At 41.5% G+C, this 19,374-nt stretch carries 15 protein-coding genes; 1 reads left to right on the top strand and 14 read right to left on the bottom strand.

Annotated elements, in window-relative coordinates:
* Positions 1 to 73: 73 nt before the first annotated feature.
* The 7 genes from ACR2F3_RS06535 to ACR2F3_RS06505 form a co-directional block, all read right to left on the bottom strand.
* Positions 74 to 493, bottom strand: a complete 420-nt coding sequence (locus ACR2F3_RS06535; RefSeq protein WP_432709176.1) for a hypothetical protein — start codon at positions 491 to 493, stop codon at positions 74 to 76.
* A 6-nt stretch (positions 494 to 499) separates the two neighbouring features.
* On the bottom strand, positions 500 to 1,258 hold the full coding sequence (locus ACR2F3_RS06530) for a glucose 1-dehydrogenase (RefSeq protein ID WP_432709175.1): 759 nt from the start codon (positions 1,256 to 1,258) through the stop codon (positions 500 to 502).
* A gap of 27 nt (positions 1,259 to 1,285) precedes the next feature.
* Positions 1,286 to 3,658 carry a phosphoenolpyruvate synthase gene (gene ppsA / locus ACR2F3_RS06525; protein WP_432709174.1) on the bottom strand — a complete coding sequence of 791 codons (2,373 nt, stop codon included), beginning with the start codon at positions 3,656 to 3,658 and terminating at the stop codon, positions 1,286 to 1,288.
* Between the two features lie 137 nt (positions 3,659 to 3,795).
* Positions 3,796 to 4,353 (bottom strand): HdeD family acid-resistance protein, encoded by a 558-nt coding sequence (locus ACR2F3_RS06520; RefSeq protein WP_432709173.1) that lies wholly within the window; start codon positions 4,351 to 4,353, stop codon positions 3,796 to 3,798.
* Positions 4,354 to 4,482: 129 nt separating this feature from the next.
* Entirely contained in the window at positions 4,483 to 4,914 is a 432-nt protein-coding gene (locus tag ACR2F3_RS06515; protein ID WP_432709172.1) for an Hsp20/alpha crystallin family protein, read from the bottom strand.
* A 200-nt stretch (positions 4,915 to 5,114) separates the two neighbouring features.
* Positions 5,115 to 7,700: a cation-translocating P-type ATPase gene (locus ACR2F3_RS06510; RefSeq protein WP_432709171.1), complete on the bottom strand. Its 2,586-nt coding sequence runs from the start codon at positions 7,698 to 7,700 to the stop codon at positions 5,115 to 5,117.
* Positions 7,701 to 7,873: 173 nt separating this feature from the next.
* Positions 7,874 to 8,854 carry an NAD(P)-dependent oxidoreductase gene (locus ACR2F3_RS06505; RefSeq protein ID WP_432709170.1) on the bottom strand — a complete coding sequence of 327 codons (981 nt, stop codon included), beginning with the start codon at positions 8,852 to 8,854 and terminating at the stop codon, positions 7,874 to 7,876.
* Between the two features lie 267 nt (positions 8,855 to 9,121).
* Here ACR2F3_RS06505 and ACR2F3_RS06500 point away from each other — a divergent pair, with 267 nt between their 5' ends.
* On the top strand, positions 9,122 to 9,709 hold the full coding sequence (locus tag ACR2F3_RS06500) for a hypothetical protein (protein WP_432709169.1): 588 nt from the start codon (positions 9,122 to 9,124) through the stop codon (positions 9,707 to 9,709).
* A 100-nt stretch (positions 9,710 to 9,809) separates the two neighbouring features.
* Here the strand turns inward: ACR2F3_RS06500 and ACR2F3_RS06495 are convergent, their stop codons facing one another.
* The 7 genes from ACR2F3_RS06495 to ACR2F3_RS06465 form a co-directional block, all read right to left on the bottom strand.
* Positions 9,810 to 11,372, bottom strand: a complete 1,563-nt coding sequence (locus ACR2F3_RS06495) for a glycoside hydrolase family 43 protein (protein ID WP_432709168.1) — start codon at positions 11,370 to 11,372, stop codon at positions 9,810 to 9,812.
* Between the two features lie 47 nt (positions 11,373 to 11,419).
* Complete coding sequence (locus tag ACR2F3_RS06490) at positions 11,420 to 12,700, bottom strand: glycosyl hydrolase family 8 (RefSeq protein WP_432709167.1); 1,281 nt, start codon at positions 12,698 to 12,700, stop codon at positions 11,420 to 11,422.
* Between the two features lie 10 nt (positions 12,701 to 12,710).
* Positions 12,711 to 13,838 carry an alpha/beta hydrolase gene (locus tag ACR2F3_RS06485; RefSeq protein WP_432709166.1) on the bottom strand — a complete coding sequence of 376 codons (1,128 nt, stop codon included), beginning with the start codon at positions 13,836 to 13,838 and terminating at the stop codon, positions 12,711 to 12,713.
* Positions 13,839 to 13,875: 37 nt separating this feature from the next.
* Positions 13,876 to 14,955 carry an alpha/beta hydrolase-fold protein gene (locus ACR2F3_RS06480; RefSeq protein WP_432709165.1) on the bottom strand — a complete coding sequence of 360 codons (1,080 nt, stop codon included), beginning with the start codon at positions 14,953 to 14,955 and terminating at the stop codon, positions 13,876 to 13,878.
* Between the two features lie 6 nt (positions 14,956 to 14,961).
* Positions 14,962 to 16,122 (bottom strand): alpha/beta hydrolase-fold protein, encoded by a 1,161-nt coding sequence (locus ACR2F3_RS06475; RefSeq protein WP_432709164.1) that lies wholly within the window; start codon positions 16,120 to 16,122, stop codon positions 14,962 to 14,964.
* Between the two features lie 35 nt (positions 16,123 to 16,157).
* Positions 16,158 to 18,650 carry a glycosyl hydrolase family 95 catalytic domain-containing protein gene (locus ACR2F3_RS06470; protein ID WP_432709163.1) on the bottom strand — a complete coding sequence of 831 codons (2,493 nt, stop codon included), beginning with the start codon at positions 18,648 to 18,650 and terminating at the stop codon, positions 16,158 to 16,160.
* A 74-nt stretch (positions 18,651 to 18,724) separates the two neighbouring features.
* Positions 18,725 to 19,374 (bottom strand): alpha/beta hydrolase (locus ACR2F3_RS06465; protein WP_432709162.1); only part of this gene is annotated, 650 nt, incomplete at its 5' end.

Genomic DNA, 19,374 nt, shown 5'->3' with positions numbered 1-19,374 from the left:
GAGTTATTGATGTTGAGGCAATAGCATGGTTGCGTGATGCAATTGAAATGTCAAGGTGAAAAGGCGGCAAATTTTACCCGAGATTACTCTGTCCAAACTTGTGGGCGATTTGTATGGTGTTAAATACCTTTGTTTTCAGTTTCCGAATTTCATGTGCCAGGTCAAGCATGAGGTACTCGAGGCACGCCTGTTCTGCTGCAAGGGTTTCCTGGATTTCGGGGATTTTGTTGTCAGCGATCAGTTCTAATTTTTCCAAATGTTCGGCTACCGAAAATTCGGATTTGGCTAATTCCGGTTCCATTTCCTGTAGTTTTATCATTGAATCAGAAAAATCCATTTGAAGCGTTGAATCATATTGCTTAGTCAAGACAGTGGAAATCAACTCTATAAAGAATTTTATTTCAATCCTGAAAAAATCTAAGTCAGTTGACCAGCGACGTGTAATAATATAGTATTGCAGCGACCTGGCGGAAAGTTTAGTTAATGTCTCCATAATTTCTTAGTAGGCTGTCCAACCACCGTCTACAGTGAGTACGGCACCATTAACAAAATCAGAATTATTTGAAGCCAGAAATAAGGCTACTTTTGCAACCTGTTCAGGTGTTCCTGGTCCAGGCGTGTTCTCTGCACCGGCACGCATTCTCTCATAACCAAACGGATGTAGCTGTGCGTGAAAAAGCAAATTGGTTTCAATTGCACCAGGGGCTATCGCATTACACCTGATGCCTTTATCGGCATACTGATAGGCAATACTTTTTGTAAGACCTATAAGCCCGTGTTTGGAGGCAGTGTACGCAAGCCCTGCACGGCCACCAAAAAGGCCGCTAATTGATGCGATATTGATAATATTCCCTGCACCCTGTCGTAAAAACAGCTTGACGGCTTCACGACTTAGGTAAAATGCACCGCTAAGGTTTGTAGACAGCACTCGTTCCCATAGTTGATCGGAGACTTCCGCCACCGGGGTAAAGTCATCCATTAAACCGGCATCGTTCACCAGGATGTCCAAAGTCGAATATTTCTCAGTTACATAGGTCATAAACTTAAACATATCAGAACTTTTTGAAACGTCGGCTGCATAACACAGCGCGGACCCTCCGCTGTCGGTAATTTCATTAGCAACCGCCTCTACGTTTTCAAAGCGAATATCAACCAGGATTACACTAGCACCCTGAAGGGCAAATAACTTAGCCACCGATTTTCCGATTCCTGATCCCGCACCAGTAATTATGGCAAGTTTATTTTCCAATACTTTCATAAATATTCAAATTGTTCAGTCAAATTTCTAATTATTGACTTGCTGTATGTTTGTTATCCCTCTGATTAGTGCATCGGGATTAAATGAAATACTGGTAATGCCATTCTCTACCAGCATACGAGTAAAGGATTCCGAATCGCTAGGCGCCTGGCCACATAACCCGACTTTTTTGCCCAATGCATTAGCTTTTTTAATCATCTCTACGATAAACTGTTTAGTAGCTTCATTTTTTTCATCAAACAGATTAGCAATCAGATCAGAGTCGCGATCTATACCCAGTGTAAGCTGAGTAAGGTCATTTGAACCAATGGAAAAACCATCAAATACTTCTGCAAAGTGTTCAGCAAGTATTACATTACTTGGAATCTCAGCCATGACGAAAATCTCAAGCCCATTTTCTCCGCGCTTTAGGCCAAAAGAGGCCATCAGCTCAACCACTTTTTTGCCTTCATCTACCGTTCGACAAAATGGAATCATAAGCTTAACATTTAATAATCCCATTTCATCTCTTACTACTTTCATCGACTTGCATTCCAGTTCAAACGCTGCTTTATAACGTTCATGGTAGTACCTGGAGGCTCCCCGAAAGCCAAGCATCGGGTTTTCTTCATTGGGCTCAAAGTCTCCCCCCCCGATCAAACCGGCATATTCGTTGGATTTGAAGTCACTCATTCTTACGGTTACATCCTTAGGATAAAAAGCCGCTGCAATCATTGCAACACCCTGAGAAAGCTTATCAACGAAATAAGCACCCTTATCTTCGTAACCCAACGTAAGTTCTTCGATTTTAAGTTTATCTGATTCCCGGCTAACTTTTTCAGGCTTTAAAAGTGCCATGGGATGAATTTTTATCCAATTACTTATTAGAAACTCAAGCCTTAACAATCCAACACCATGGTTAGGATAAAATGACAGCGAAAAAGCTTTTTCCGGATCTGCAACAATGAGTTGGGCTTTTGGAGAATCTGGAAGTTTGAAGTCAGTCAGATCACTTACGGTCTTCTCCCAGGGAAGTTCACCCTTTAGAACATAACCAGTCTTCCCTTGAGAACAATCAATGGTAATATGTTCGCCATCTGCTATTAAATCTGTAGCATTGCCGGCACCTACAATAGCAGCAGCTCCAAGTTCCCGGGCAATGATGGCCGCATGACTGGTTCGTCCACCTTTATTGGTAACTACACCGCTGACCTTTTTTAAAATCGGATCCCAGTCTGGACTTGTTGTATCAGTTATCAGGATATCACCCGGTTGTAATTTTGATGATTCCGCCGGTGATGAGAGCAACCGGGCACAACCTGTTGCGATCTTACTACCAATTGCTTCCCCCCTAGTAAGTTCAATGCCAGTATCTTTAAGCCGGTAACTAATTATTTGAGGAACAGTATTTCTACTATGAATCGTTTCAGGTCTGGCTTGCAAAATATAAAGTAGCTTACTGTCCCCATCTTTCGCCCACTCAAAATCCATTGGTTTCTGATAGTGGTCTTCAATGATCATTGCCCAGCGGGCGAGCTTTTCAATTTCAGTGTCATCCAAAACAAACTGCTTACGCAACTCTTCAGGGGTATCCTCGTTAAGCACCTGGCTAATATTATCCTGAACGTCGGCATACACCATCATTTTGCTCTTGGTGCCTAGATTCTTTTGGATGATGGATTTAAAACCTTTTTCCAGCGAAGGCTTAAACACAAGGAATTCATCTGGTGTTACTGTACCCTGTACTATGTTTTCTCCCAGGCCCCATATTCCAGCAATATGAATAAGATTACGAAATCCTGACTCAGGTTCCAAGGTAAACCCAACACCAGAACAACCGATGTCTGAACGAATCATCTCTTGAACACCTACAGAAAGAAATACTTTATTGTGGTCGAAATTCTTGTCTTCACGATATTTAATAGCCCTGTCGGTATATAATGAGGCAAAACATTTTTTCACAGCCTGTATAAGGGCGACACTGCCTACTACGTTTAAATATGATTCATGCTGACCTGCAAAGCTGGCATCTGGGAGATCTTCTGCCGTTGCACTACTACGGACGGCAACCCCCTTTTTGTCCCCATGGAACATGTCGTTATATGCTGTAGCAATCTCATGGCTAATGTTAGCTGGGAATTGTCCGTCGTTAACCAAACGCCTGGCTTCTTCACCAATCGATTTAAGATTTTGAAAAGAAACCCTGTCAAGATCCTTCAATAAAAGACTAATCGGTTGCTCCAGGTTGTTGTAGGCAATAAAGTCCTGAAATGCCTTAACCGTTACTGCAAATCCTTTTGGTATCGAAATCCCCTTTGGCGTCAATTGTGTATACATCTCTCCTAACGATGCATTCTTACCACCTACTAAAGCAAGGTCTGACATTCCCAATTCGTCAAAATTTTTAATATATACTTCCATCGTGTAACGATTACTTTTAGATTTAGCTTCTTCGGTTTTACATGATCGTCATCAACACTCCTGTTGACATCTATCAAAGCATTATTTAGCTTGTTGGCCACTATTGATTATTCACAAATGGTGTACAACAAACATCTCTATTTCAATTTCTTAAGCTGGAAAGAGTACATAATTCGAAATATACCAGTGATAATTAAGGCCAACCCAGTCCATATTACAATATTAATGGCCGCAAATACAGGGTTGGCTATTAAAATGAATGACAACAGAACAATTAAAATCCCAGTAGCCATAAGCCAGCCCCAGTCCTTTACACCTGATGAACGGAGTTCGAGGGAACTGCCGATGGCCATAAAACCGCGAAACATAATCCAAAATCCCACAATTAAAGGCAAAACTACCATGCTTAATGCTGGGTAATAGAGTAAATACGCACCTAGAAATAGATCAATCAAACCACCGACAAGTACCCATCCCCAGCCCTGCAGTGTTTTATGATTTCCAATGGAAAAAACAGTTTCAAAAATCCCTGCAAGTAACATTAAAAACGCAAACAGTAAACTTAAAGATAAGTAAGACACTACGGGCGTAGCCAATATCCATATCCCCAGACCGATAAATAGTAGTCCAGCAAGTGCCATTAGCCACCAATACTTACTGTTGTAACCGATGAAATTTATGTCTTGTGTTTTCATGATAATTATTTCTAAATTAGAATATTGATGATTAAGGTTATATTCAGATCTTGTAAATACTAAAGTCAAGCTTAAATATTTACATTTAGAGTTTCATCGGCAGGAAATTTTGACGATGAAACTCTTAAACTAGTCGATAGGCACCTGTTTTGCTTCGATTTTTTTGTCTTCGGACTTTTTAAGGGCTATTTTAAGTAGTCCGTCTTGATAACTTGCTTTAATATTATCCTCCATAATATTTTCCGGTAAACTAAAGGTCCTGGAAAAAGATGATCTGGAAAATTCTTTACGCGTATAATCATCATTCTCGTCAAGATTTTCACTGCTCGTTTCCGCACTAATAGTCAGCATACCATTTTCCGTCGTTACTTTGAAATCATCCTTTTTGAATCCTGGAGCGGATACTTCTAATTCATAAGCGTCCTTTTTATCCCGAATATTTACAGCAGGAAGAATTTCGCCTTCTAATAACGGTTTGGTGAAAAAATCGTCCCTATTCCATAAATCTGCCACCATAGATCTAAACGATGGGAAACCATTTGATTTTACTAAACTTTTCATAAACATATGATTTAATTGATAACCGAAATTACCACCCGAAGTGGTTAACTTGCGTGACAGTGATCACGTAAGTGCTTGATCCTAATCACTTAACATATTATACCTAGGATAATGCATTTAATTATGAATTGCTTAAGTGCAAAATAAAATGTGCTCTGCGACAAAAAAACAGCTATAGTGGTAATAAAGTGAATATCATTTTAAACCATAGCCATGGGCGGGCGGCCATGTAGATGCTTATTCCTGCGCACATACCATTTAAATAACTCATACCATATGACTGACAGAAAGCCTACCCCTGCACTTAAAGTGAATAAAGGCAGACTAAGTGAAGTAAATCCGAAAAGTCTATTTACCGGCGTTACATACAATGACATAATTAACAGCAACAGTGTAAGCCCAATGATTAAAGTTACCAGGTTGTTCTTAATACGTAGCGTTGTAATTATGGAATAGAAAAATGAACGGTTAACCAGTGTGAGGGTAATATTTGCAAAAATAAGTGAGGAAAAAACCAACGCCCTGGTTGTGGACAAACTATATCCCATTCTCACTGCATATTGGTATAGTAACAAAGTGCAGCAGGAGATAACTAGACCTTGAATTATACTTATAGTAAGTTCCTGAAAACTAAAAAACGTTGAACTGATTGGTCTTGGTTTTTGTTGCATTGTATTCTTCTCCATTGGTTCGTTTTCATAGACTAGAGAACAAGTTGGTCCCATAACCAGCTCGAGGAAAATAACATGTACCGGAGTAAACAAATTTGGATATGCCCATCCAAGAGCAAGTGGAATAAATACAATCAATATAATGGGTATGTGAATAGAAATGATGTATCGGATAGCCTTTTTTAAGTTGCTATAGATCCGTCTTCCAAGAGCGATTGCCTGCACCATTCCTTGCAAATCATCCTTTAACAAAATAACAGTTGCTGCCTCCTTTGCAATCTCTGTTCCCTTCTTTCCCATTGCAACACCGATATGAGCAGCCTTAAGTGCTGGGGCATCGTTCACTCCATCGCCAGTCATGGCGACCACTTCATCCCGAGCTTTGAGGGCTTTCACTACCCTTAGTTTTGCCTCTGGAAACATTCTGGTAAATAAATGGAGTCGCCCCACTTCATTTATAAGGGCCTCGTTACTAAGCAACATAACCCGTTCTCCATCTATTAAATCCTCTCTACCTTTAAAGCCAATCTGCTCAGCGATAGCAACAGACGTTAGTTGATTATCCCCAGTTATTATTTTCACATCGATTCCTGCATCATAAAATGACTGTAAGACTCCCTGAATATTATCCTTTGGCGGGTCATAGAAAGAGATTAATCCCTTAAACGTAAATGGTATCTCCTGCTGGTTATCTGGAAAAGTATTGATATGATACTCCGAGTCTGCAACACCCAGCACACGAAAACCTTTAATACTCATACTCTCGATAACCTGAGTAATATGATGATCTCCATTAAGTCCACAAACTGCCATTATAGCTTCGGGTGCACCTTTAGATGCTATAATTTGATTACCGGATTTATCTGCAAAGATGTGGGTCATCATTGGTGGTTTACCGGATAATGGATATTCATGAATCATCTTAAACTCAGCACGCCGGTCTATTTGCGTCGATTCTGAATAAGCATGGTGAATGGCTACTTCCATGGGGTCAAAGGGAATCGGCTCGCTAGCCCACATAGCGGTTTCAATCAGTGCAATATCTAGCGCTGAAGTCAATTTATCCCCATCCGATACAACTTTAGATTCTACCGGCCATATCTTTGCCAGCGCCATTTTGTTTTGTGTAATCGTACCAGTCTTATCAACGCAGATGACACTGGCACTTCCCAGGGCTTCTACAGTTCTCATGTTTTTAACCAGTACCCCTATGTTCATGAGCTTCCAGGCACCCAAGGCCATAAAAGTTGTAAATGCAACCGGTATTTCTTCAGGGAGCACACTCATAGCCATTGTTAACGCTTTTAATAGGCTATCCTTTAGGTTAGCGGAATTCAAATAATTTAGTGCCCATACCAGCAGAAAAACGATGCTTCCGACGATTGCCATCTTAGTGACAAAATTATTGATCTGTGTTTCGAGTGGCGTCTTTTCCACTTTAATACTGTCAATCATTTCGCCAATAGCGTTTAGCCGGGTCCCCTGTCCTGTTGCGGTAACCTTTATAATGGCTAGTCCAGTGATAACCGCAGTCCCCTGATAAACCAGGCGATCAGAACTCTCCTGTGACTTTGATATCGGCATGGACTCTCCGGTTAAAACCGACTCATTCACTGAGAAATCGTTGGCATGCAGAATAATTCCATCAGCGGGTATCAAACCACCCTCCTCAATAATCACAGCATCCCCTACCACCAACTCAGCAACATCGATGTCGCTAACAACATTATCTCTGATCACCCTACATTTTGGTGCATTAAATACTTTTAAACTATCAAGCGCCCGCCTGCTCCTGGCCTCCTGGAAAAAGGATATTGTTGCTACAAGAATTACTGAAGCTGCAAGAAAGAGTCCATCCTGCCATTCTCCGTTACTTAAGTAAACACCTGATGCAAGCAGTAAAAGCAAAATCATAGGCTCTTTTGCAAGCCCCGCAATTGATAACACCCACCCAGGCAACTTTTTTTTTGAAACAGTTCCCGTTCCGGCCGCTTGTTTAATTTTCAAGACCTCCTCGGTAGTTAACCCCTGAATACCGTACAGTTCCATCAGTTCGAGGGCAATAATAATAACTGCCTGCCGGATAGAAGACCGACTGCCAACCAAATTTGACATTCATCAGTGTCTAAAAAACTTAAATAGCGATGAGATGAGCCAGGCTGTAACATAAATTGGGTGTGGCATTCCGATATCAAATTATCAACTGCAAAAAAAAATTTCATATACAATCGGTTTAAATTACTTAGTTCTGCGCTTGCAGATTGTGAATATTACACATATTGGATTGGTTATTGTACAATTTTTCCTGTAGTCAACTGTTTTTGCCAATAGTCCAAACCCTGAACAATTAAGTTGGCAGTATCGGTAAGCGTTTCTATTGTAAGAAATGCCAAATTTGGAGTTACCAATGCATTTGGGTGCTCCATTAATCTGCTAAGTAAGGCATCTCTGACCTCATCGGTCTCATGGTCTTTAAAAAATAATCCTTTTTCGAACTCATAAACATCAGCACCATAATACCCTATTTTACCTGAATCCATGGCATCTAACACATCGGTAGTTCTAACCAAAGCACCTCTGGCCGTATTAATAAGCATTACGCCATCTTTCATGCGCTTTATACTTTCATAATTGATCATGTGGTGAGTAAGATCGTTTAAAGGTATATGCAGGGATATGATATCGCTTTGCTCTAATAAGTCATTGAAATCTACGTGCTCAATCTCCTGATTATCTTCATTAACACCCCTGTCATAGCCTATCAATTTACAGCCCATACCTAGGAAGATTTTAGCTGTAATTCTTCCGATATGTCCTAAACCTACGATCCCAACGGTTTTACCATGAAGGGTAAAACCGGTAAGCTGCCCCAGGCTGAAATCATACGCTCTGCACCTACGATTAGCCTCAATCAAGTGGCGGCTCAAGGCCAGGGCTAAAGCAACAGCGTGTTCTGCCACTGAATAAGGAGAATAATTTGGCACATTTTTCACTTCTATGTGGTGCTTAGCAGCAGCGTTAAAATCTATGTGTTCAGTTCCTGCTGATCTGGTAAAAATAAACTTTATTCCATATTCTTCAAGCTTAGCAATTACAGATGCAGAAACATCATCGCTTAAAAATACGATTACTGCCAGGTGACCGGCAGCATATTTGACGGTTTGTAAATCGAGTGCCGCTGACTGCCAGGTGAGTTCATGTCTGCCAGCACATGCCTTAATTAATATTTCCTTTTCGTTTTTCCTGGCGCTATATACAATTGCATTCATTGGGCTATATTTATACTGTGATACTTAAAGCTACGCCCTAAAGAAGCGCTATATAGTGATAAAGATCATGCTATTACGTGATCATTATCAAGGAATTACATTAACCATTCAGACACACAAAAAAGGTAAACTCAAACTTAGCGTTCACGATAAAACGAGATGGTAAATGAAAATCAGAAATTACTTAGAAATAAATTTATTGAACGATTTCACAAGATCATACGCCCACTTTACATCGAACCTGTATCTTTGCTAAAATTTTATACAATGTCTGAAATAAAACAATACGCAGAACTGGAGTATGTTGTAGATGTACTGCAAAAAGCCATCTTAGGCTCGAAAGTTAAACAGTTAGCACCTGATGAAATTGCTATCATTGATGGAAATGCCGCAATCGGGCTTAAGCAAGTGGAAAGCAATGGAAGTGTTGAAATTGTAATTAGAGACAAAAAGGAAATTCTATATAGTGAAGAATTATTGGAAACCTTATATAATATTCATAAAGGAATAAAACACAATGAAGAATTAAAGGCATCTTTATCCTCTGCAAATATTATCATCAATGGTTTAAACATCGAAGCAGAGTTAATATTTCATGCTATGAGAGACCATTTTTATACCATGAGTGACAGTTATGAATTCATAAAGTTTATTGAAAAAAGCAATCAACTAATGAAGTTTAATATGAGCTTTGGAGATGATGTGATCTTGGAATTGGTTGTTTTAAATAAACCCGACGCCATATCCATAGAAACCATACTAGGCAAAAGTGTAAAGCCAGCAGTGCAAGCAGCAATTGCTGCAGATGTAGAAAGCGTACGCCTCGAGATCAATAGTGAATTTAAAAATAAATAGCCATTATAGAATTATATTAATAATATCCCAAGCAGCTTTTTAAGAGCTCCCCTGTAGTTTCAGGGGAGCTTTCTTTATTATTAATAAATATCACAATAATTTATTGTAAATCAGCGCTTATGCGGTAGAAGTCGAAGTCTGCAAATCCCCCGGTAAGTTTAGTCGCGTAATTGAATAATGCAAAACGGTAACCCATGAAATGTGGCAAAGTATAGCGCATCTTCAATTGGTTACCGATCGGCTTCCAAGTTTGACCATCGAGACTGTAAAAAAAATCGGCTACATCCTTCTTATCCCTAAAATCGCACGTAGCTTTAAAGTAAACTTTTTTCTGATTGACTGGTATCCTTTGAATTTCTACTGGTTTGCCACTGCCTGCATTGACCATTACTACGGCTTTTCGTTCGCCGTCAATTTTCACACCAACCAGTCCATAATTTTTTTGCAAAAGCCCTAAGCCCGCAAAATCCCCATCCTTCATATTAGTAAGATCAAGCGAGGTAGAACCAGTACTAACTGGTCCAATGGTCCGCTGCGTCAGGGTATTTTTAGCCATTAGAAAACTCGTATCAGTTCTAGATGTGGTAATCCTCATATAACCAGGCCTTTCCTGAAGCGACCAGGAACTATTGTCTGGATTATGGTTCCATTGCCAGACCAACGGTAAAGAAGAATCTCCCTGTTTCCGCATAAACTCATCCGAGGCAACTATGCCTGGAATTAAGCCCTTGTTTGCACTAAGCGATAAAATTTTTGGCACTTTCCCATTTAAGCCTAATACGGGCCATCCATCCTCCCATTTCACCGGAACAAGATAAGGGATACGACCTAATGCACCATAATCGCGGAATAGATAAGCGAACCAGGTACCGTCTGGATTATCAATCAATCCACCCTGAGCAACACCCAAATCTGCCAAAGCAACCTTGCCTTCCCAGGGACCTGTAAGGCGATCAGCGCGGTGAATGACAACCGTTCGCATACCACCATATGGCCATGTAATATTAAACAGGTAATACTTGCCGTTGAATTTTAATAATTGCGAACCTTCCCCCAAACCGCTGTTTCCTAATGACTGACTTGGCTGAGTGGAATCTTTAATGATCACCTGGTTAATTCCTCCATCCTTAATGCCTGTTAAGTCATCTTTTAACTCAACGAGTTTTAGTTCTTTATTACCATAAACCATAAATACTTTTCCGTCATCATCAAAAAAAAGTGTGTGATCATGTAAGGATGGACTAAATGAAATCGCTTTCCATGGGCCTTTTTCTATAGTATTAGTCGTGTATATGTGCGTTTTACCGCTGGTTGCGGCAAAAGTAGTTACGTAAAACGTGCCATTGTGGTGACGGATGCTACTTGCCCAAGAGCCCCTTCCATAGGTAGACTTACCATTGTTAAGATTCATTTCGTCGTTATCAACCAAGGTGTCGTAAGCGTAACTAACCAGCTTCCAGTTTACCAGATCTTTAGACGACATGATTGGCAAACCCGGACTCATATGCATCGTTGTGCTGCTCATGTAATAGGTGTCACCAACCCGTACCACAGCAATATCAGGTACATCGGCATGGATTATTGGATTCGTAGCCTGCGCAGATGCGGTTATTGAGAATAAGGATGCGATATAAATGGCAACACCTAGTACATATTTTTTCATTCAGCGTGGAGTTTGGACACTCAATATCAATATTATTTTTGAATGATTCAATTAATTGCGATTGGCTTAATGATTTGATATTTGCCGCTGGCATGCATGAGGCTAAACATATAGAGCAGCCCATCGTAATAAGGATCGAAGTATCCATCTTCGTAAGGCTCAAGTTTGGCATTCCAAAGTTTGTCTACGAATTCACGGCTGTTCTTTTCTTTATTCATGGTTGATGCCGTTGCCGCAGTTGCTATTAATCCTAGTGAGTGTCTTAATTTCTTGACTGTGCCGGCCTGAAGAATAAAATCCGGGCGAGTTCCATCCATGTTAAACTGGTCTTCGAATGTATCCATACCTTTTGAACGTAGAAAAGACTGAAACCGCTTTGCATAATTTTCCTGCCAGGCTTTATCTTTTCCAAACCAGGAATAGTCCATAGCAATGTTCATGGGTACCCTCCAAGAATCATAACGGAAGGCTGCAAGCATCCAGGGTGTAGAATGAGGAGCACCGCTAAATTCAGCATAATCTGGATTAAGCCCGGTTTTAGGATGTGTGGTTCTATGAAGGAAAACTCTTGAGGTATCAGCACAATCCAAATAGAATTGTTCATGGCCGTCCTTGGCATATAAAGCCCACACTTCGTAAAAGGCTGGTAAGTGGTAAGATGGATCCGTCCAGTTATAATTATCTCCTTCCGGCACAAATGTAATTTGTTTATGCGCTGTATTGATGAGGTTGTAAATATTCCCTGTCCCGTCTTTCTTCCACATACAGTCTAAAATCCGTCGGGCCTCCTGATAATAATTAATTCCGGTATTATTGCCCCATTTATTGGCTGCGAATAGCAGACTCGTGATATAATACAATTCTCCGTCGGAGGCTGAACCTTCAGAATTTTTCTTCATGGTGTGGGGATTGATACTCCAGGCAAAGTAGCCCTCCCTAGGGCCAGATTGATGTTGCAGGTATTTCTTTGACCATCTCCAGATCCTGTCAAATACCTCCTTTTTATCTAACTGTATTGCCACCATCATTCCATAAGAAAGTCCTTCGGTCCTTGCGTCATTGTTTTTGATGTCAGACACATAGGCCATCGAATCACCTACTTCAAAATAGATGCGGTCTGGCCCTTCAAAAAGATCGTGGTACGCCTTAGCTACCTTTTTATCGATTTCGGCCTGACTGTAGCCCGATTCGAGAAACAGATTTCTGTAGATGCCGGTATCATGCGCTGGCTGGTTGATGGCCATTCTGTTTTGATTCCTCTGTTGGGCTGATGTGTCACCACAAAGAAAGAATACTGAAAAAAGTATGATTAATTTAATGCAGTTCATATCTGTCGGTTTAATCTTTAAACAACATCGGTGCAAGTACCTGAAGGCTGCGGCGCCAGGTTTGAAACTCATGACGTGTATTCTGGGACACGAAGGACACTGCATTGAGCCCCGTTGCCTTCAATGCTTCAGCAGCTTTAGTTACCCCATCTGGATTTTCAAAACTGCCGGAACTCATGAAGATCAGTTTCACTTTGGATTTATCTTTTATTTCCTCTGGTTTATAGGTGCCGCCACTCAATAAACCATAATAGGAAAATACGTCTGGACGGGCAAGTGTAATGGTGTGGGTTTCGAATCCGCCCATAGAAAGTCCGGCCAAGGCGCGATTATCCTGATTAGCCAGGGTTCGAAAATTAGCATCTACATAAGGGATCAGTTCGTCCAGCAGCACAGTTTGAAAGGGTTTAATATTAAAACTACGAAGTCCTCCAACCCTTGGTCTGATTACATTTGTCATCCCATAGGTCATTACGATAATGAATGGCTTGGTTTTACCTTCGGCGATCAGGTTGTCCATAATCAAGTTAGCGCGGCCCTGGTTAATCCAGGCGGTTTCATCTTCGCCCCAGCCGTGCTGTAGGTATAAGACCGGATAGCGTTTTTGTTGTTCCTTTTCATAGCCCGGTGGGGTGTAAACAAAAGCGCGTGGTGAATTATTCGTGCTCTTAGAAGGAAAAAGCACCTGGTGTACATGTCCATGTGGAACATCTTTCAGGGCATAAAAGTCCTGATCGTGTGCCGGTATTTCAATGCCGCTTTCCCAACGTGTTGAACCATAAAAATTCAAAGCACCGGGGTCATTAAAAACCCCACCGTCAACCGTAAGGTGGTAATAGTGGAATCCTTCTTCCATGGGGCCGGCTGTGGTTCCAGTCCAAAGACTATCGCTAACCTTTTTTAGTGGTGTGCCACCTGAAGTTCCGCCCAGGCCAAGGCTAACTACAATAGATTTTGCCTGTGGTGCCAGTATCTGGAAACGTGCATATCCTTGCGAATTGACCTGTGGATATTGCTGTCCAGGTTGGTTTAAAGTGGATGGTTTAAAATCATCGAGAATGTTGGCGGCGGTTTGTGCATTGCTGATTCCGGTCAGCAACATGCTCGCAATGGCAATTGTTAAACTCTTTAATATCATTTGATTAGGTTTTAGGTTCGGGTAGGTTGATTATTGGCTATTTGAATATTTCCTTTAGCGTCGTGGCTAAAAACAACTTACAATTCATCCAGCTATGTCCACCTGGCACGATATAAGTTTTTAGATCAAGGCCTTTTTCTGTAAACATGGCGATGTTTTGCTTAACACTTTCATACAGAAAATCGTCTGTGCCCACGCTAATGGTAAATAGTTTTAGTTTGTCATTGAGCTGCTTCGCATCAGGCGACCAACTGGAAAAGTTCTTTTTAAACTCTTCGGTAGCCGTATATGGGGCATAAGAGGCTATGTTTGCAAAAGTATCGGTATTGGTGAGCCCAATATTTAACGTCTGACCACCACCTACGGAAAATCCGGCAATCGCCCTGCTTTTACGATCTTTAATTACAGGGTAGTTATCTTCGATAAAGGGTACCACATCTTTTACCACATCATTAGTGAAATCAGACATTTGGTTGGGACGCACATTTCCATAGGGCATCACGATAATCATCGGGGTTGCTTTTTTTGCCGCGATCAGATTATCAGCGATAAAGTTTGCACGCCCTACTTTGGTCCAGGTTTCTTCTGTATCAGAACCTCCATGAATGAGGTAGAGCACCGGATATTTTATTTTACCCGCCGGATCGAATCCGGGAGGTGTGTAGACAAGAACGCGGCGAAGGGTATCCAGGGTAACAGAATGGTAATAACGATAATCTATTTTTCCGTGCGGAACATTTTGTAAGGAATGGACAAGCGGCGAAGGTCCATGAACATCGAGGATGCTTCTTTTGAAACGCTCATTGGCAAAAAGATGTGTGTTATTAGGGTCAGAGATTTGTACATTGTCTACATTGAAAAAATAGGGATAAACATCGGGCTTTACCGGACCCACTGTTACACTCCATACCCCTGATGTGTCTTTGGTCATTGGCACGGGGTCCTTTAGAAACTCACCATTCAGTGTTACCTGCTTTGCGGTGCGGGAGTAATAATAAAAGGTAACCTTTTGATCAGGTTTCAGGTCTGGTGAGTTCAGGCCAGGCGCACGCTGAGCTAACACCGTGTTTGATAATAATATTGCAATTACAGCTAATAAATAGAGATATTTTTTCATGACGATTTATTTAAATAGAAGTTGCGCGGTCTCAGCAAAGTAGGTTTTAACGTTCATCCAGGTGTGCCCCCCATCAGTGATCAGTTGCTTATGATTCACTCGCTTCGCTTTTAAAAAGTCGATGAAAGTTACGGTCTGGTCATACAAAAAATCTTGATTACCTACACTGACCCACAAAAGCTTCAGATCTTTATTGGTTTGATCTGGATTGGTGTAAATATGCTGAAATTTTGTTTCCATTTCTGGTGTGGACAAGTAAGCGCTATAACAGCAAATCCAGGCGAACTGATCCATGTTGCCAAAACCCGCACGTAAGGTTTGGCCCCCTCCTCTGGAAAAGCCCCCCACAGCACGAGAAGTCCGATTACTAATGGCCCTATAGTTTGTTTCAATGAAAGGAATAACTTTGGTGATCAAATCTGTTTCAAACATTTTAGACCGATTTATTGCATCACTACCCTCCCGGGAGATCAGGTCAGAAGGCTTCGGTTCTCCTTTTTGTTCAGCTATTCTGGCGGCGGGATTACCATAGGGCATCACCACGATCATAGGAACTGCTTTTCCTTCTGCGATCAGGTTATCTAAGATAAAATTGATACGGCCGACTTTAAAAAAGGTTTCTTCGGTATCGGTAGTGCCACTGATCAGGTAAAAAACGGGATATTTCTTAGCTGAATTTTTCTCATATCCTGGTGGCGTATAGACAAGCAAAGAACCTGTGCTTTCTCCTATAGAAGGGTAATAAGTATAAGATACAGTTCCATGCGGCACATTGGTTGCCGCATGTACGAGCGGTTTTTCGCTAGGTACATCAAGAATACTACCTTTGAAACGCTCATTTGGGAAAAATTCGGCATTGGCGGGGTCCATCACCGACACCCCATCCACACGGAAGTTATAAGGGTAAATGTCGGGTATTACCGGCCCTAGGGTAACACTCCAGATACCTTCTGCATCTTTAGTCATTTGCACATCCCCCTGGGTAAACTGTCCATTCAATTTGACTTCATTTGCCTTGGGTGCCAGGTACTTGAAAGTTACCTTACGATCGGCGTGAACTTGCGGTGACACAATTTGTGGCCCTCTGGGAGCTTGTCCGAAGACCTGATGTGATACAGCTATCCATGAACAGGATAGCAATAAGGAGATGGCTAGCTTTATTTTCATGTTTAATTAATTGTAGAATAAATAAGTAAAACATATTATTGGGTGTAGAATGAATAGGTTTTGCCAGCAACAGTGGGCACATCAAACAACAGGGTATCTATCATTGGGGCATCGGTAAGCGTTGCTTTAGGCGAAATTACAGCTGCCGGGGTGGCGGTTAATTGATAAAAAGGGTTGGTGTTTTGTCCGGCAGCAAGTGTTAGCACTCCTTTATGCTGTTTAAGCGCATTCGGTAACCTTAAGCGTAAATTGCCACCAAGGTTTGATTTCACCTCTAATTTAATTACACGCCCATCTTTCCATTGCATGTTTACTAGCTCAAAGCCTCCTAATGCCCTGATCCCACTGATAGACCCATAGGGCTTCCAGGCATCCGGTAAGGCAGGAAGTAAATGAACAGCACCATCTGCACTTTGCATCAACATTTCCGTGATGCCGGAAGTACAGCCGAAATTACCGTCAATCTGAAATGGCGGATGCGCATCAAAAAGGTTGTTATAAGTGCCGCCCCCATCTTTATTTACCCCCAGCGGTGTCAATTGATTTTGTATTAATTTATAAGCATGATTACCGTCTTGCATTCTGGCCCACCAGTTCACTTTCCAACCCATGCTCCATCCTGTAGACAAGTCGCCTCTTTGAAGCAGTGTGTTCCTGGCTGCATTAAAAAGCGCCGGCGTGCGATAGGCTGAAATTTGATTAGATGGAAAAAGCCCATACAAATGAGATACATGCCGATGCTTGTCTTGAGGGTCATCAATATCCGCCAGCCACTCCTGCACCTGGCCAAATTGACCAATATGCATAGGTGCCAGGCGGTTGCGTGTTTCAACTAATGTATTGAGAAAAGCCTGATCTTTATTCAATATTTGGGCTGCCTTGATGGCAGAACCGAAAACATCAAATACAATTTGGTTAGTCATGGTGACACCAGCATCTAATGATGATCCTTGATGGGCCTGAGGTGCATTTTCTGGCGACTGGTCTGGATTAACGATCAGGTAGCCATGTTTTGGATGTGTTACGAGTATGTCGACATAAAATTGCGCCGCTCCTTTCAGTATAGGGTATATTTCTTTTAAAAATTTCTTGTCACCACTGTAGAGGTAATGCTCCCAAAGGTGCTGACTGGTCCAGCCACCCCCGTGACTCCAGGCTCCCCAAAACGCCCCGTCTACTGCACCAGTGGTTCTCCAGATATCGGTATTGTGATGAGCCACCCACCCTCCTGCTCCATACATATCTTTAGCCGTTTTTTGACCGGTGAGCGCAAGTTCCTTGACCATCCGGATAAAAGGTTCGTGGAGTTCGGAGAGGTTAGTTTTCTCTGCAGGCCAGTAGTTCATTTGTGCATTGATATTGATCGTATATTTGCTATCCCAAGCGGGCTTTAAGCTTCTATTCCATATACCCTGCAAGTTTGCGGGTTGCCCACCAGGTTGAGAGGAAGAAATCAGCAGATAACGACCGAACTGATAATAAAGCGCTGCGAACTGTGGATCGTGGACCGAGCTGAAGTTTTTTAAGCGCACATCCGTAGGTAATTTTTCAGCTTCTGTATTACCCAGGTTTAATTCTACACGTTTGTAGTATTTTTGGTAAGCCAAAACGTGTTTTTTAAGGATTTTCTTAAAATTCTTTCGCCGGGCTTTAACCAAATAGGAAGCCGCTCGCTCATGTTCATCACCACTGATGTCCTGGTAATTATTAAAATTCGTAGCAATTGAAATATAAATGGTTACTGAATTTGCGTCTTTAACGGTGATGGTGGTATCTGTTGAAGATAAAGATCCACCCTTAGGTTTAATCTCCGCAATTCCCTTATAGCGCACCTTTCCCTCCACCCCCTCATGATCTATAGTAGTGCCCGTAAATATTAGTTGATTTGCAGTAGGAGTGTTAAGTGTGACTTTGGGCTGTGGCGATGAAAAAGAAGCAGTAAATGAAATGCGGCCTGCATTATTAGCTGTTAAATGGATGGCAATCACCCGATCAGGAAAAGAGGCAATGACCTCCCTGTTATATTGAACACCATCAACAACATAGGACGTTTTGGTCACGGCGCTTTCCAGGTCCAGTTCTCTATAGTAATTAGTGTAATTATGGTGCCCCGGGAATGACAAATGGATTTCTCCTGCCGGACCAAACATCTGGCCATGCGATTGTTTGCTGATCATCACCTTGTTGGCTAGCTGTTCAGCCTGCTTTTGTTTACCATTAAATATTAAATTTCTAATGACTTCCATTGAATCCAGCAACAGGGCATTATCATTTCTATTGGGACCTCCACTCCAAAGTGTATGTTCATTTAGCTGGATTGTTTCCATTTCAACATTCCCATAAACCATGGCACCTAACCGTCCATTTCCTATTGGCATCGCATTTTCCCACACTTTACCAGAAGGCTTATCATACCAGAGTTTAAAAGAAGATTCAGCGGGTTGCCTGTGCTGTTCAGTCTGGGCTTGAAGGCTTAAGAAACTTAGTAATGGGAGCGTGATTAGAAAAATTCTCGTGTAAATACTCATTCAATTTGGTTATATTGACATTAATAGTGATTGCGCAAATCACCCTAAGGCTATGATCTTTAAAATTATTGCGCTTATTTAAATAATACTTGCGCAAAGTTATAGAGGTTATTACGCCAAACCGGCCAGGTATGGCCTCCAGGATATTCTGAATAGGTATACTTTAACTTGAGTTCATCAAATTTGGAAAGCATGACTTTACAATTGTTATAAGCAATATCTTCTTTTCCTCCCATCGCTATCCAGAGTGACTTCAGGTTACTATTAATTGTATTATAGTTTTCTCCAATGAATTTATATTCAGGACCACTCAAATCGTTCCGATCAGCGAACCATCCCGAGCTAAATACACCGAGGTGGGAGAACATATCTGTGTTTCTGATTCCTGAATGTAGCGTTTGAATTCCGCCCATGGATAAACCTGCTAATGCTCTGCTACCTGCCGTGTTTTCTGCACGATAATTAGCTTCTACAAATGGAATAAGCGATTTTAGTTCCCTGTCGAAAGCTTGCAGCGATCGTGCATCAAAGCCACCGGCTCCTACGTTTCCGTCCATCATGACCACCAACATTGGCTTTGCTTTCTTTTGGTCAATAAGGTTGTCCATCACCAGGTCAGTCTTTCCCTGCATTCCCCATCCCCGCTCATCTTCTCCTCCTCCATGTAATAAATATAAAACGGGGTACTTTTCTGTCGTGTTCTTTTCGTAACCTGGTGGGGTAT

The organism is Pedobacter sp. (assembly GCF_045627485.1).
Taxonomy (GTDB): Bacteria; Bacteroidota; Bacteroidia; order Sphingobacteriales; family Sphingobacteriaceae; genus Pedobacter.
Note: the sequence above shows the minus strand (reverse complement) of the source record. Positions and strands in the feature narration are given on the sequence as shown.

Bases quoted from the DNA above. Each gene is read 5' to 3' on its own strand.
- ACR2F3_RS06480 (WP_432709165.1), bottom strand. From the start codon at position 14,955: ATGAAAAAATATCTCTATTTATTAGCTGTAATTGCAATATTATTATCA.
- ACR2F3_RS06500 (WP_432709169.1), top strand. From the start codon at position 9,122: ATGTCTGAAATAAAACAATACGCAGAACTGGAGTATGTTGTAGATGTA.
- ACR2F3_RS06475 (WP_432709164.1), bottom strand. From the start codon at position 16,122: ATGAAAATAAAGCTAGCCATCTCCTTATTGCTATCCTGTTCATGGATA.
- ACR2F3_RS06520 (WP_432709173.1), bottom strand. From the start codon at position 4,353: ATGAAAACACAAGACATAAATTTCATCGGTTACAACAGTAAGTATTGG.
- ACR2F3_RS06490 (WP_432709167.1), bottom strand. From the start codon at position 12,700: ATGAACTGCATTAAATTAATCATACTTTTTTCAGTATTCTTTCTTTGT.
- ACR2F3_RS06495 (WP_432709168.1), bottom strand. From the start codon at position 11,372: ATGAAAAAATATGTACTAGGTGTTGCCATTTATATCGCATCCTTATTC.
- ACR2F3_RS06485 (WP_432709166.1), bottom strand. From the start codon at position 13,838: ATGATATTAAAGAGTTTAACAATTGCCATTGCGAGCATGTTGCTGACC.
- ACR2F3_RS06470 (WP_432709163.1), bottom strand. From the start codon at position 18,650: ATGAGTATTTACACGAGAATTTTTCTAATCACGCTCCCATTACTAAGT.
- ACR2F3_RS06505 (WP_432709170.1), bottom strand. From the start codon at position 8,854: ATGAATGCAATTGTATATAGCGCCAGGAAAAACGAAAAGGAAATATTA.
- ACR2F3_RS06515 (WP_432709172.1), bottom strand. From the start codon at position 4,914: ATGAAAAGTTTAGTAAAATCAAATGGTTTCCCATCGTTTAGATCTATG.
- ACR2F3_RS06530 (WP_432709175.1), bottom strand. From the start codon at position 1,258: ATGAAAGTATTGGAAAATAAACTTGCCATAATTACTGGTGCGGGATCA.
- ppsA (WP_432709174.1), bottom strand. From the start codon at position 3,658: ATGGAAGTATATATTAAAAATTTTGACGAATTGGGAATGTCAGACCTT.
- ACR2F3_RS06535 (WP_432709176.1), bottom strand. From the start codon at position 493: ATGGAGACATTAACTAAACTTTCCGCCAGGTCGCTGCAATACTATATT.
- ACR2F3_RS06510 (WP_432709171.1), bottom strand. From the start codon at position 7,700: ATGTCAAATTTGGTTGGCAGTCGGTCTTCTATCCGGCAGGCAGTTATT.